Annotated in this window: 15 protein-coding genes; 8 read left to right on the top strand and 7 right to left on the bottom strand. The window is 35.3% G+C overall.

Going from position 1 to position 14,355, the window contains the following annotated elements; genetic code table 11:
• Positions 1-124 precede the first annotated feature (124 nt).
• Entirely contained in the window at positions 125-973 is an 849-nt protein-coding gene (locus BW926_RS04340; protein ID WP_076444538.1) for a hydroxymethylglutaryl-CoA lyase, read from the bottom strand.
• A 186-nt stretch (positions 974-1,159) separates the two neighbouring features.
• Here BW926_RS04340 and pepT point away from each other — a divergent pair, with 186 nt between their 5' ends.
• Together pepT and BW926_RS04330 are read left to right on the top strand one after the other, a co-directional pair.
• Positions 1,160-2,407 (top strand): peptidase T, encoded by a 1,248-nt coding sequence (gene pepT, locus BW926_RS04335; protein WP_076444536.1) that lies wholly within the window; start codon positions 1,160-1,162, stop codon positions 2,405-2,407.
• 108 nt (positions 2,408-2,515) lie between these two features.
• Positions 2,516-2,803 carry a hypothetical protein gene (locus BW926_RS04330; protein WP_076444534.1) on the top strand — a complete coding sequence of 96 codons (288 nt, stop codon included), beginning with the start codon at positions 2,516-2,518 and terminating at the stop codon, positions 2,801-2,803.
• Positions 2,804-2,873: 70 nt separating this feature from the next.
• On the opposite strand, the gene thiL is transcribed toward BW926_RS04330, so the two are convergent.
• Positions 2,874-3,935, bottom strand: a complete 1,062-nt coding sequence (gene thiL / locus BW926_RS04325) for a thiamine-phosphate kinase (protein ID WP_076444532.1) — start codon at positions 3,933-3,935, stop codon at positions 2,874-2,876.
• Positions 3,936-3,998: 63 nt separating this feature from the next.
• Complete coding sequence (locus tag BW926_RS04320; protein WP_076444530.1) at positions 3,999-4,490, bottom strand: acyl-CoA thioesterase; 492 nt, start codon at positions 4,488-4,490, stop codon at positions 3,999-4,001.
• Between the two features lie 277 nt (positions 4,491-4,767).
• Between BW926_RS04320 and BW926_RS04315 the strand changes: the two genes are divergently transcribed.
• The 4 genes from BW926_RS04315 to BW926_RS04300 all read left to right on the top strand — a co-directional run bounded on the left by BW926_RS04315 (position 4,768) and on the right by BW926_RS04300 (position 9,016).
• A complete protein-coding gene (locus BW926_RS04315) occupies positions 4,768-5,970 on the top strand; it encodes a BaiN/RdsA family NAD(P)/FAD-dependent oxidoreductase (RefSeq protein ID WP_179077978.1) in 1,203 nt (400 codons plus the stop codon).
• A 78-nt stretch (positions 5,971-6,048) separates the two neighbouring features.
• Positions 6,049-7,278, top strand: a complete 1,230-nt coding sequence (locus BW926_RS04310; protein ID WP_228403393.1) for an alpha/beta fold hydrolase — start codon at positions 6,049-6,051, stop codon at positions 7,276-7,278.
• A gap of 185 nt (positions 7,279-7,463) precedes the next feature.
• Positions 7,464-8,102: a DUF2306 domain-containing protein gene (locus BW926_RS04305; RefSeq protein ID WP_076444524.1), complete on the top strand. Its 639-nt coding sequence runs from the start codon at positions 7,464-7,466 to the stop codon at positions 8,100-8,102.
• Positions 8,099-9,016, top strand: coding sequence for a YARHG domain-containing protein (locus BW926_RS04300; protein ID WP_076444522.1), 918 nt, complete (start codon positions 8,099-8,101; stop codon positions 9,014-9,016). The genes BW926_RS04305 and BW926_RS04300 overlap by 4 nt, the downstream gene beginning before the upstream one ends.
• Positions 9,017-9,138: 122 nt before the next feature.
• Here BW926_RS04300 and BW926_RS04295 read toward each other — a convergent pair whose 3' ends face one another.
• From BW926_RS04295 to BW926_RS04285, 3 genes are all read right to left on the bottom strand, one after another.
• Entirely contained in the window at positions 9,139-9,510 is a 372-nt protein-coding gene (locus BW926_RS04295) for a ribosomal maturation YjgA family protein (protein ID WP_076444520.1), read from the bottom strand.
• A 65-nt stretch (positions 9,511-9,575) separates the two neighbouring features.
• The gene (locus BW926_RS04290; protein WP_076444518.1) at positions 9,576-10,229 is read right to left on the bottom strand and encodes a thioredoxin family protein; all 654 of its coding nucleotides are present in this window, start codon (positions 10,227-10,229) and stop codon (positions 9,576-9,578) included.
• 11 nt (positions 10,230-10,240) lie between these two features.
• On the bottom strand, positions 10,241-10,717 hold the full coding sequence (locus BW926_RS04285; protein ID WP_228403392.1) for a TlpA family protein disulfide reductase: 477 nt from the start codon (positions 10,715-10,717) through the stop codon (positions 10,241-10,243).
• Between the two features lie 138 nt (positions 10,718-10,855).
• Between BW926_RS04285 and BW926_RS04280 the strand changes: the two genes are divergently transcribed.
• Both BW926_RS04280 and BW926_RS04275 read left to right on the top strand, forming a co-directional pair.
• Positions 10,856-11,281, top strand: coding sequence for an energy transducer TonB (locus BW926_RS04280; RefSeq protein ID WP_076444514.1), 426 nt, complete (start codon positions 10,856-10,858; stop codon positions 11,279-11,281).
• A 27-nt stretch (positions 11,282-11,308) separates the two neighbouring features.
• On the top strand, positions 11,309-11,698 hold the full coding sequence (locus BW926_RS04275; protein ID WP_143756498.1) for an energy transducer TonB: 390 nt from the start codon (positions 11,309-11,311) through the stop codon (positions 11,696-11,698).
• Positions 11,699-11,716: 18 nt separating this feature from the next.
• On the opposite strand, the gene mutS is transcribed toward BW926_RS04275, so the two are convergent.
• Positions 11,717-14,308 carry a DNA mismatch repair protein MutS gene (gene mutS, locus BW926_RS04270; protein WP_076444510.1) on the bottom strand — a complete coding sequence of 864 codons (2,592 nt, stop codon included), beginning with the start codon at positions 14,306-14,308 and terminating at the stop codon, positions 11,717-11,719.
• Positions 14,309-14,355 lie beyond the last annotated feature (47 nt).

The following is a 14,355-nucleotide window of genomic DNA, read 5'->3' as shown; positions in this document are numbered from 1 at the left end:
TTTGGTTTGGATTTAAATGTAAATTTGAGCTATTGCTGTTTTCTCTCTCAAATTTTGCAGATAACGTAGATTTTAAACATTACATTTTGGATCTGCTTTATTTGCAAACCTTTTATTTACTAATTCAAAAGTGAAAAATATCTTTCGCTTTATTGTAAGAACTTTCGAAGTTCAATAAATTTAATTTATGATCAATTTTCTCTACACTCATAAAGTTGATAACCTGCTCTGTCGGCATATTTCCTACCAGGTCATCTTTAGCCATCGGGCAGCCTCCGATACCTTTGATTGCGCTGTCGAATCTGGTACATCCTTTATCATAGGCCGCTTTTAGCTTTGAATAAGAATCTTCATAACGGTTGTGGAAATGTCCTCCGAAATTAATATCAGGATATTTTGAAGGTATTTTTTCGAATAAAAGCGAAATCGTTTCGGGCGTTGCAACTCCCGTCGTATCAGAAAGTAAAATATCTTTAACTCCAATTTCAGAAAATCGTTTTGCCCAAAAATCTACATCTTCCCATTTCCACATTTCCCCGTAAGGGTTCCCGAAAGCCATTGAAAAATAAATATTGAGCTGTCTGTTTTCACTTTTTACCAGCTCCAACATTTTAATGATTTCATTAAACGCTTCCTCCTGGCTCTTGTTAGTATTTCTATGCTGAAAAGTTTCGGAAATAGAAAATGGAAAACCTATAATATCTACTGACTGATGTTTTAATGCCTTTTCAGCCCCCTTGAAATTGGCTATAATGGCAGAAACTTTCGTTTTGGAACGGGATTTATCTATATTTTCAGCAACTACATCAGAATCTGCCATCTGAGGAATCGCCTTTGGAGATACAAAGCTGAGGCTATCTAATACATCAAAACCAACATCCATAAGAGAGTTGATGTAATCTATTTTTTTATCCGTCGGGATAAATTCTCCCCAACCCTGCATTGCATCTCTTGGACATTCGGTAAGAAACATTTTACTTTTAGATTTTCTCAAATATAATAAAACTAAATAATTTCGCAGACGAAATATACAAAGCTAACATCATTTTGATTTTCAAAGATTTATATCTGATTTATAATTTTAATAACTTATATTAAATCGCAAATAACGTATTCTCAGCATCAAATTTGCTAACTTTGTTAAAATTTATGATATCTGATGAGTACAATAGAATTCAACCCATTGTGGAAAGAAAAATTACTGACCCGTTTTCTTAGCTATGTAAAAATATATTCAACTAGCGATGCAGAAAGTGAAACCACACCTTCTACAGAAAGACAGTGGAATATTGCAAAATATATCACCGAAGAACTGAAAATGATTGGTCTTGAAGATGTATCGATGGATGACAACGGCTATATTATGGGCTATGTACCTTCAAATCTTGAAAATAATAACAAGCCTACGATTGGATTTATTTCACATTATGATACTTCACCCGATTTTAGTGGAGAAAATGTAAACCCTCAGGTATGGAAAGATTATGATGGAAATGATTTAGTTTTAAATCAAGCTACAGGATTCACTTTATCGCCATCAAAATTTGAAAGCTTAAACAAATATATCGGTCAGACTCTAATCACAACTGACGGAAATACACTTCTTGGAGCCGACGACAAAGCAGGCTGTGCGGAAATCGTGACAGCAGCAGAGTTTTTAATTGCTCATCCGGAAATCAAACACGGAAGAATTGCAGTAGGATTTACACCCGATGAGGAAATCGGAAGAGGGGCACATAAATTTGACGTTACTAAATTCGGGGCAGAATTTGCTTATACAATGGATGGAGGTGAAGTTGGAGAATTGGAATACGAAAATTTCAATGCGGCCGGAGCTGTAGTAAAAATCCATGGTTTGAGCGTTCATCCGGGATATGCGTATGGAAAAATGGTCAATGCCGCTTTATTGGCATCTGAATTTGCCCAAATGCTTCCTGCGAATGAAACGCCGGCTACCACAAAAGGTTTTGACGGCTTTTATCATTTAATGGATCTTAATGCTGATATTTCTGAAGCAAAATTGCAATACATTATCCGTGATCATGATGCTGATAAATTTGAGGCAAGAAAGAAATTCATGAAAGAAAAGGTAGCAGAATTTAACAAGAAGCACGGCGAAGGCACTGCTGAAATCGAGATTAAAGAGCAATACAGAAACATGAAACAGCAATTTGAAGGAAAAATGCACATCATAGATCTTGCCGCAGCTGCAATGAAAGAAGCTGGAATTGAGCCAAAAATCAAGGCAATTAGAGGAGGAACAGACGGTGCACAATTATCTTATATGGGACTACCTTGTCCGAACATTTTCGCAGGAGGAATCAATTTCCATGGGCCTTATGAGTATGTAGCATTGGAGAGCATGGCGAAAGCGATGGAAGTGATTATTAATATTGTGAAAGCTTAAAGTTACTTTTATATAAGCTAAAAGACTGTCTTTGAGGCAGTCTTTTTTTTACTATATTTTTGAATGGCCTGATTTTTGAAAAACTCTTAATAACAAAAAATTTTAAAAATGAAAAAGAGATTATATTCAGCAATAGTGATTCTTTTATTTGGGATTGGTATATCTGCACAAAAAACAGATTCTGTAAAGCAAGAGATAAAAAAAGATGCTAAAAAAGTAGGAACAACTGTTAAGGATGGTGCAGAGTGGACCGGCAAAACTGCTGAAAAAGGATATGATGCCACAAAAAAAGGTGTAAAAGATGCAGTAAAGTGGACTAAGAAAACAGCCAAAAAAGGAGCAAATGCAGTAGATAAAACTTACCAGGATGTAAAAGCAGATATTAAAAAAGATTAATCACAGTAAAAATGAGATATTAAAAAAACCACTGCAATGCCGGTGGTTTTTTTAATATTTAAAGAATAATCTATCCTTGCTGATTACCCAAAAAAGCATCCCAGCCCTGTGCCGTCAAAGCAATCAGCTGGTTGGATCCTCTCGCTACCATGAAATTTCCTTCCTCTTTTTCAACCGCATGCCCGATAATAGTGAAATCAGGGTGATTTTTGATCTTATCAAAATCATTCGGGGAAATAGTGAATAGTAGCTCATAATCTTCACCTCCGCTCAAAGCCGTTACCACGGGGTTAAGATTAAACTCATCCGCCATAGAAATCGTAAGGCTATCCATTGGAATTTTTTCTTCATATAATCTGAATCCTACTTTCGAATGATCAGAAAGATGAAGGATTTCAGAAGCCAGACCGTCAGAAACATCAATCATAGATGTTGGTTTGATGCCCAGTTCTTCCAGAATCCCTTTCACATCAGTTCTTGCTTCCGGTTTCAGCTGTCTTTCCAGGATATAGTCATAACCTTCCATTTCAGGCTGCATATTCGGATCTGCCAGGAAAACCGCATGCTCTCTTTCCAAGATCTGCAATCCCATATAAGCCCCACCCAGATCCCCTGATACTACAAGAAGGTCATTGGGATATGCTCCACTTCTTTTTACAATATTTTCTTCATTTTCGATCCCGACTGCTGTAATGCTCATCACCAGGCCGGAATTCGAACTGGTCGTATCTCCACCGATCAAATCAACTTTATATCTCGTACAAGCCGCCTGGATTCCAGAATAAATCTCCTCTAACGCCTCCACTGGGAAACGATTGGAAACCGCTAAAGAAACCAGGATCTGTGTCGGAGTCGCATTCATCGCCGCAATATCGCTGAGATTTACAACAACAGCTTTGTATCCTAAATGTTTCAACGGAACATATCCTAAATTAAAATGAACGCCTTCCGCTAAAATATCTGTTGTAAGAACAATTTTTTTATTTTCAGGGTTGACTACTGCAGCATCATCTCCTATACCAAGCTCCGAAGATGGGTTGGATAAAGGAAAATGCTCGGTCAGGTGTTTTATTAATCCAAATTCTCCCAGTTTGGAAATGGGGGTCAGTTCTTGTGATTTATCTTCAAACATATCTTTTTAATTATAAGTAATGAGTAATTAATGATTTTAAACTCAACCTTAGTCTTTTAACCATTATGCGAATGCCAACGGATCAATATTCTGTGGATGAAAAGGAAGCTTTTTGAAATCTTCTTTTGTTAAAACCTCTGTTTGAGGAGCTTTATATTTGTTCATTGCTTCCACTACGTCATCCGGAGGTGTTGTCATTTTTCTTAGCATCATGTCGATCCAGACTCCTGTAGCTTCGGCTGTTGCGCAATGTTGACCGTCTGGTGTGTAAAACTTATGCAAAAATCTATAAATTGATGAATCTTCTGAACAGCCATCGATTTCCACACTTACTATCACCGTTTGATCAGCGTAGATTTCTTTGAAAAAAGAATATTTCTCATGAAGAATTACGGGTCCGATTCCCCATCTGCTGAGCTGTGTAACGCCCATTTTTTCTTTTGTCATGAAGGCCATCCTTGCCTGAGCGCAATATTGGACATATGATGAATTTGCCAAGTGTTTATTGGCATCAAGATCACTCCAGCGTACTTCGAATTTATGGTAGAATATCATTTAAATTTTGTTTAAATATGTCTTTTTATTTTGATCATCAATACTTTAACCTCTTTGTGTTTTCCGTAGGAATCTGAGCAATATTATTAAAACTCAGTCGGGATTCTTATGGAATGACAAACTGAATGAATAATAAATCGGAAATTAAAACGATTTAAATTAATAGTTTCGACTTTAAAGTTTAAAAAAATTACATTCTTCAAAAATACTCAAATAAGATGGTTTATAAAAATTGTAGTTTTGTAAAAATAATCTTGAGCATAAGATTAATAAGACTATGAAACAAATTATCATAATCGGAGGAGGTGCGGCCGGATTTTTCTGTGCAGCCAACCTTGATGATACCCAATATAAAATTACTATTCTAGAGCAAAACTCAGATGTCCTTCAGAAGGTGAAAATTTCCGGAGGCGGCCGCTGCAATCTTACTCACGCATGCTTTGACCCTAAAGAGCTAGTACAGTTTTATCCTCGTGGAAATAAGGAACTATTAAGTGTTTTTACTAAATTCCAACCGGGAGATACGATGGATTGGTTTGATCAACGAAAAGTTTCGTTGAAGATAGAAAATGATAGCAGGGTTTTTCCGGAAAGCAATTCTTCACAGATCATTATCAATACTTTTTTACAGGAAATCCAACAGAAAAAGGTAGATGTAAAAACAAAATGTTCTGTAAAGGAAATTGAAAAAAAAAGTGAAAAATATTCCGTGAAGACAAGTTTGGGCGACTTTGAGGCCGACTTTGTGATTTACACCACCGGAAGCTCTCCAAAATCACTAAAAATCATTGAAAATCTGGGACATAAAATCATTGATCTGGTTCCGTCACTTTTTACTTTCAATATTAAAGATGATTTACTAAAGGATCTTGCCGGAACAAGCTTTGAAATGGCAGAAACATCTATTCCAAAACTAAAAACAGAAGAAAGCGGGCCATTGCTGATTACACACTGGGGGCTTTCCGGACCGGCAATTTTGAAGATTTCTGCATGGGAAGCCATTAACTTAGCTAAAATGAAATATCATTTTGAAATTGAAGTGAATTTCGTTTCAAAATCAATGGATGAGGCAGAAGAAATATTTCAAAATTTCAAGCAGTCTAATCCGAAAAAAACAATCGGGCAATCAAAAATATTTGAAATAACAAATCGTTTCTGGCAAAGAGTTTTAGATGTTTCAAAAGTTGATTTGAACAAGCAGGTTGCCAATATTTCCGGAAAGGAAATGCAGAAAATTATAGAGAATTTATGCAAAAAGAAATTTCAGGTTACTGGTAAATCTACTTTTAAGGACGAATTTGTAACTGCCGGAGGCGTTGATTTAAAAGAAATTAACTTTAAAAATATGTCTTCGAAAATTTTGCCTAACTTTTACATCGCAGGAGAAGTTTTGAATATTGATGCCGTGACGGGTGGTTTTAATTTTCAGGCGTGCTGGAGTGAAGCGTGGCTGATTGCGCAGGACTTAAACAATTTATAATTAAACAAATATGAAAAAGATTTTTTTATTTTCTTCACTAATATTGTCATTTTTTGTTTTCGCTCAAAACAAAAAAAGGTGTCGGATTGGACTTCACTTGTACAATCTTTGAATGTGGAGACTAAACAAAACTGGAAATTCCGTGCGTCTGCAAAAATCCGAAAAGATCCGAAAGGAGATTCTCAATGTGCAATTTGGGCAAGAGTTGACAAGCTGGATAATAGTGTAGGATTCTTTGAAAATCAAGCTTATTCCAACATAAATGTTACTCCTGAGTGGAAAAAACTCACCATTGAAGGTACAATTGATTCGAATGCAAAAACTTTAAATATCGGAGCCTATACAAAAGGAAACGGAGATTTTTATTTTGATGACTTCCAGCTTGAAGTAAGCAACGGAAAAAATAAATGGATCCAAGTTCCATTGAAAAACAACAGTTTTGAAGAGGATATAACATCTGACAATACTTGGTCTGAAGGAATTGGAAGAAATAAAATCGTAAATGTTAAAAATTTCACGGTTATGACTTCAGAAAATAAACCCTTCAGCGGAAAAAAATCATTACTGATAAAAGGAGAGAATATTATCGGAAGTATGCCTCACGGAAACTTTGCAGATGTTAACGGCATCAAAATGTATTATGAAACTTATGGCGAGGGCGAACCTCTTTTGATGCTTCATGGAAACGGACAGTCAATCAGCGCATTCATGAATCAGGTAGATGATTTTTCTAAAAAATATAAGGTAATTATTGTTGATTGTAGAGAAAGGGGGAGATCTACCTATGATAAAACGAAAGAGCTAACTTTTGATATTCAGGTTGAGGATCTGAAACAGTTTTTAGACCAGCAAAACATTAAAAAAGTAAAAATTCTTGGTTGGAGTGATGGCGGAATTCTTGCAATTTTAATGGCTTTAAAATATCCTGAATTGATAGATAAAATTGCTTGTTCCGGAGCAAATATTTTTCCAGAAGGCCTGAAAGATGATGAGATGAAAGATTTAAAAGAAACACTAGCTCGACTTATTAAAGAAAATAAGGATCATAAAAATGACGTATACATCGATCTCTATAATTTAGACTTAAAATATCCGAATTTAAAATATGAAGATTTGAAAGCAATCCAATGTCCATCATTGATAATGGCAGGAGATAAGGATGTTATAAAAACAGAACACACAGTGAAAATTGCGGAATTCATTCCGAAAGGGCAGTTAGCCATAATTCCGAATTCATCACATTCTGTAGTTGTGGAAAAACCCGAACTATTCAATTCTTTGGTTATGGATTTTTTTGAAGGTAAATAATTTGATCAACTATAAAACGAAAAAATTACTTATGCTTATTGTTCATATGGATAATAAAGCAATAGCAAAATCTAACTTGAATCCCGCAGAAATTAATAGGCAGCCTGTAAAATATACATTTAATTGCCTATTACCATGAGTTTTGAGTAAGAAATAATACATAACTTATCATTGACAGACCACAAATGTATTCAGTCAAAAGAAATATTTCAAATGCCCTAAAAACCCTTCTAATAATGGGGTTTGGGTATTTCTTCTGGCTGATGGCGAACATAACGTTGGAATATGTTCCTTTGAGAACCGATGTCAGTTTTTTGATGATCAAGCAGACTGAAGTGGTTGAAAGAAAGGAATATCTGTACTTTTTCTATACCCATGTTTATGCATGCATTTTTGTTTTATTTTCAGGTTTCCTGGCTATAATCAAGAAAGATTTCGGATTAAAAAACTTCCATAAAAATGCAGGAAAGATTTATATTTTTCTGATTTTATTTTTCGCGGCACCTTCTGGAATTTATATGGGGATTTTTGCGAACGGTGGAGTGTATTCTAAAATTTCGTTTGTCATTTTGGGCTGCTTATGGTGGGTTTCAACTTTAAAAGCTTTTCAATCCGCAAAGCGAAAAAAATTTGCAGAGCATAAGCAATGGATGTGGCGCAGTTTTGCACTTACAATTTCTGCCATTACCCTGAGAATGTGGAAGGTAATTATTGTATATTTATTTCACTCAAATCCTATGGATGTTTATCAGATTATTGCATGGCTGAGCTGGGTTCCGAACATTTTACTGATTGAATATTTACTTGTAAAAAAATACATATGAAAGTTTTAAAATTTACTTTAATTGCTTTATTTACAATCTCTTTGACCGGATGTAAAAAAGACACAGAAACAGTGAAAAACTCCAAGGACAGCCTTACCTCTAAAAAAGAATCTCTGGATTCTCCTGAGCTGTATAAGGAATATTATGGGATTTATATGGGTGATTTTGCCGGAAAAGAAATGATCACCCCTGAAATCGGTGAAGAATATGAAGGAGATGTCTACAAAAAAATTTCCTTAAAAATAAACAGAATTACGAAAGACAGCGTTTACGGGCAAAGCATTGTCAATGGAAATCAGCGACCTTTTCGTGGAGTTTTCAATGAAAGTACAAAGTCTTTTATTCTGGATGAGTCGGGAGATGATAAAACTGACGGAAGATTTGAGGTAAAACTGAACAACGACAGCCTTACCGGAAAATGGAATGCCTACAACAAATCTGCGGTGAAAGCTCCCGTAAAAACTTTAAAACTTATCAAAAAAGAATTTGCTTATAATCCTAACTTCATGTTAAGCAAAGAGAATGACCTGATTGACTGGGAGAATCCGAAGAGTTTTGTTGAAAAATATACAGATGAAGAAACTGGAAAGACCGAAACATTTAATGTTTCTAAAAATAGAATTGCCTCGGATGCAGTATTTAGTTTAAATGCTTCAAAACAAAAATTAACGGAAAAAGACCTTAAAAATCTGAGAAAACTGGATATGGAAATTATTAAAAATTCAGTTTTTGCGAGGCATGGCTATTCCTTCAAAAAAGCGACATACAGAAAGTTCTTTGAGCAGACAGACTGGTATATCCCGGTTTCAAATAACGTGGACAATGATCTTTCGCCAATGGAAAAAGAAAATGTGGCACTGCTAAACCGCTTTATCAAATATGCAGAGGATAAATATGACAGTTTTGGAAGGTAGTTTTTTAGTTAATGAGATCCTTCAATAAGCTCAGGATGACATTTCGCTAATACTAACTGTTGTTATAACAGATAATTGATTGTGCCATCCAAAGTTTGTCGAAGGATCTTTAATCTCCAATATTACCTTTTTTGCAATTTCATAAGAAGAAAAAGCAGCAAACATCCCACCGCGTAACACAAAATATCAATCCAGGAAAAGGAATTTCCGACGACGATATACATCAGGCTTCCCGGTTGGAAACCCACTTTGTCAGCAATCTTGAAATATTGAGCAAATTCCACAAGACAGGAAAAAACAAGGATTCCGAAGATCAGATTATGGGTGTTTTTAACGGTAAAAAAACTCTTAATGAAGGTATATATAAGTATTACAACAATTACATCTCCCAGATATGCCCTTACAAAGAAAATGTCTTTGAGCCAGGTTGCGATTAAAATTTCAATTAAGAACAGGAAAGTGGTTATTAAAAAATATTGTAAGCTAAATTTCATAACAATTGCTCAGGCCTTTATAAAGGTTTCGGCGGCCTTCGGCCGCCGAAACCTAAAATTCATCATTATTTCCTGACCTTCACAGTACATCCTATCGCTACTGTTTTTGTCATTTTCACCGGCTCATTTTTAAGCAATGCATTTACCACATCCTGAACATAATATTCTGAAACATCATTAGAATTTTCGTAATTGTTATCAATAGCGCCGATGTATTTTACTATATTTTTACCCCCTTCTTTCTGAAGAAGAAATACATGAGGTGTTTTGGTAGCTCCATATTGTGGGAAAATTTTCTGTCCCTCATCCACCAGATAAGGAAAACTAAAACCTTTCTGCTTTGCCCTTTCAATCATTTTCTGATAGCTGTCTTCAGGCTGTACTAAAGGATCATTAGGATTGATTGCAATTACGGGGTAGCCCTGTGATTTGTATTTTTTATCGAGATCGATGATTCTGTCTTCGTATTTTTTGGCGTAGGGGCAATGGTTGCAGGTAAAGACCACGATAAAACCCTTTGCTGTCTTAAAATCGCTGAGGGAAACCATTTTCCCGTCAATATTTTTCAGCTTAAAATCGGTGGCTTCATCCCCGATTTCGTAGCCTTTTGCAAACGCATTTTCCTTTTGAGGCTTGTTTTTATCGTGCTTTATTGTAGTAAAACCTAATAGTCCAAAACCAACTATAAAAGCGGTCATTAAAATTTTAAAATTTTTCATAGCATATTTGTTTAAGGTAAATTTTTTACAATTGTTTTTTCAAGACCTTCCTTACTCATTTCACCATCGTTGAAATATACTTTTTCTCCATTTTTATAGAAAATTGTCACCGGAATATTTCCGTCCCAGCTTTTTTCAAAGCGCGGGATCCAGGTATTCATCCTTTTGATGTCGTCTAAGAGAAACACTTCTGCTGTAAGGTTTTTATTTTTGATAAATTTAATGACCCTTTCTTTATCCACCAATCTGTCCAGTGAAACCAGTATCATTTTAAATTTTGGATTATCGGTATATTTTTTATGGATTTCCATAAAATGCGGAAGTTCTTTCACACAAGGAGCACAGGTGGTTGACCAAAAATTAACAACCAGAAGCTTATCATTCTCCTGCTGGATTCTTTTTTCAAGCTCTTCATATTTCATAGAAGGAACCTTTGTCTGCTGTGCTTTGGAAATAGTAAAACACAACATCAGAAATAATATTTTCATTAAATTCTTCATACTCAAAATTAATAATTTATTGTAAAGCAAAATAAGAAAGCATCAGTTATTATATCTATTTTTTTAATCAATATACCCTCGGGCATTTTTTTTGCTGTTCTAAAAAAACAAATCATTTTTTATCATATGAAGAGAATATTTATTTTTTTAGGGATTTTTTTCAGTAGTCTGATATGGGCACAGGAATTTAATAGCGTAACAGAACTTCCGGATTATGCCATTCTTAAAACAAAAATGAAGCTGGATGATGTCGTAACCAAAGCCGATACACAGGCAGAATTCCCGGGCGGGATGGATGTTTTTAAAAGAAAATTCGCAGAAAGTATGGATGTCATTGATGTAAAGTCTGATAAGATTGACACCCGCGTTTATTTCATTGTTGAAAAAACAGGATATGTGAGGTCTGTAACTGCAACCGGAAGTGATAAAAAACACTCCCAAGCCGCGGAAGTTGCGGTGAGAAGGCTGTTTGTAAAATGGAAACCAGCTTTAATTAATGGTGAACCCGTTCGTTTTCTTTATACTTTTCCTTTGTCTTTGAAAAAATATTAATTGCTATTTTTGCACAAAACAATATGAATGATGAAAAAAATCATTTTGTGCTTATTTCTATTTTTCGGTTTCTTTGCATTTTCTCAAAATACCGGGATTGTAGATTCTGCACAAGTAATCCTTGAAAAACATACCGATTTTCCCGGCGGAATTAATACTTTTAGAAAAATCCTCTTAGAAAAATTCAGGATAAAAAAAATCATTTCTAATAAGCGTTCAATATCTTGTGAGGCAGTATTTGTCGTAGAAAAAGATGGATCAATAAGCAATATTAAAGCTACAGGAGATAATGAATCATTCAATAAAGAAATTGTAAGAACCATTTCTAAAATAAAGCAAAAGTGGATTCCTGCAAAATATAATGGGCAAATTGTCCGGTCAAGATTTCGATTTCCAATGAAAATAAGTTTTGATTAAAATTATGGTAAACTTATCTTATCCCCCAATCATTTTCTTAATCGCATTCAATTTCATTAAAGCTTCAATCGGAGTAAGCGTATTGATGTCAATTTTCGTCAGTTCCTCACGAATATTTTCCAAAACAGGATCATCCAATTGGAAGAAAGACAGCTGCATATTTTCTTCTGTCACTCTTTTAATTTTTTCAGAAGAGCCACCGCTTTGAGAACGGCTTGCTTCCAAAGTTTTTAAAATTTCATTGGCTCTGTTCACGACTTTTGAAGGCATTCCCGCCAGTTTGGCCACATGGATACCAAAGCTGTGCTCGCTTCCTCCGGGAATTAGTTTTCTCAGAAAAATAATATTTCCTTTATTCTCCTGAATGGAAACGTGGAAGTTTTTAATTCTTTCAAAATTTACGGTCATTTCATTTAATTCATGATAATGCGTTGCAAATAACGTTTTTGCCTGCGTTGGGTGCTGGTGAAGATATTCTGCAATAGCCCATGCGATGGAAACCCCGTCATACGTAGAGGTTCCGCGGCCAATTTCGTCTAAAAGAATTAAACTTCTTTCGGAAATATTATTCAGAATATTTGCCGCTTCATTCATTTCTACCATAAAAGTTGATTCACCAGCAGAAATATTATCTGTGGCACCAACCCTTGTAAAAATTTTATCTAAAATGCCTATTTCAGCGTGTTTCACAGGAACAAAACTTCCGATCTGAGCCAAAAGACAAACAATCGCCGTCTGACGAAGAATCGCCGATTTACCCGCCATATTAGGCCCGGTTACCATGATGATCTGCTGAGAATCTTTATCTAAGAAAATATCATTCGGAATATATTTTTCGCCTAAGGGAAGCGCGTTTTCAATGATTGGGTGTCTTGCTTCTTTTAAATCAATTGAGAAACTTTCCGTTAAAACGGGTTTTGTATAACTCTCAGAAACAGCAAGTTCAGACAAACCGACAGCAACATCCAATTGAGCAATAATCTTGGAATTTTCCTGAATCTGGTCAATATGAATCATCGTTTCAGAACAAATATTTCTGTAGAGTTCGTTTTCTAAAACCCCGATTTTTTCTTCCGCTCCAAGAATCTGGTTTTCATATTCTTTCAGCTCTTCAGTAATATAACGTTCGGCATTGACCAACGTTTGTTTTCGGAGCCAATCGCTTGGAACTTTATCTTTATGCGTATTTCGGACTTCAATATAATATCCGAAAACATTATTAAAATCAATTTTTAAACTTGAAATTCCGGTTCTTTCGATTTCTCTTTGGCACATTTCGTCTAAGAAACCGCGACCTTTGGATTGAAGTCCTCTTAATCGGTCCAGCTCTTCGGAAATCCCCTCCTTAATGACATTTCCTTTCGTTAAGTTAACCGGAAGTTCATCATTCAAGTGATTTTGAAGACATTTGATCAATTCATTCTGATCGTAAAGCGGATCCAGCCAAGCCAAAATATCAGCATGAGGATGAAGCAACGCTTTGATCTTGTGAATATTAATTAAACTTTGGCGAAGATATCCTAATTCTTTAGGTGAAATTTTTTCTGCCGCCAATTTTCCCATCAATCGGTCCAGATCGGAAATTGATTTTAAAAGTTGTGAAATTTCATATTTAAGATGATCATTTTCGTTTAAAAAATCAATTAAAGAAAGTCTTCTATTGATTTCATTTACAGATTTTAAAGGCAAAATAATTCTTCGTCTCAACAGTCTTCCTCCCATCGGAGTTGAGGTTTTGTCGATGATATCTAATAATGATTTTCCTTGTGGATTGCTTGGATAAACAATTTCAAGATTTCTCAATGTAAAATTGTCCATCATCAGGAAATCTTCCTGCGGAATGATCTGAATTTTGGTAATGTGGGACAATAAATTGTGATGTGTATCTTCAACCAAATATGCGAAAATTGCTCCCGCTGCCGTAATAGCCAATGGCTGATTTTCAACACCAAAACCTTTTAACGAATTGGTTTTAAAGTGATTCGTCAGTTTTTCGTAGGCAAAATTATATTGATAAGCCCAATCTTCAAGTTTAAAAGCATTTTTATTTTTAATCTGTTCCGGAATCTGGATACTTCGCTGATAAATAATTTCACTCGGATCAAAAGTATTGACGATATGAAATAATTTTTCTAAATTCCCTTCGCTTACCAGAAATTCCCCTGTAGAAATATCCACCAGAGCAATCCCGAATTTTTCTTTTTCCTTATGAAGAGAAAGCAGAAAGTTATTCTTTTTTGAATTAAGAACCTGGTCATTGAAGGTAACTCCGGGCGTCACTAATTCCGTCACACCTCTTTTTACAATTCCCTTGACCATTTTGGGGTCCTCCAGTTGATCACAGATCGCAACCCTCATACCGGCTCTTACCAGTTTCGGAAGATAAGAATCTACGGAATGGTGAGGAAATCCGGCCAACTCGATATGCCCTTCACCATTGGCTCTTTTGGTAAGAACAATTCCTAAAATTTGGGATGTTTTAATGGCATCCTGCCCGAAAGTCTCATAAAAATCCCCCACCCTAAATAGTAAAAGCGCATCAGGATATTTCGCCTTGATGGTGTTATACTGCATCATTAAAGGGGTTTCTTTCTTCGCTGCCTTTGCCATTAAAATCGTTCTTAAAATTTAGGTCGGTAAAAATATGAAATAAAATA

It is taken from the genome of Chryseobacterium sp. RU37D (genome assembly GCF_900156075.1).
GTDB lineage: Bacteria > Bacteroidota > Bacteroidia > Flavobacteriales > Weeksellaceae > Chryseobacterium.
Note: the sequence above shows the minus strand (reverse complement) of the source record. Positions and strands in the feature narration are given on the sequence as shown.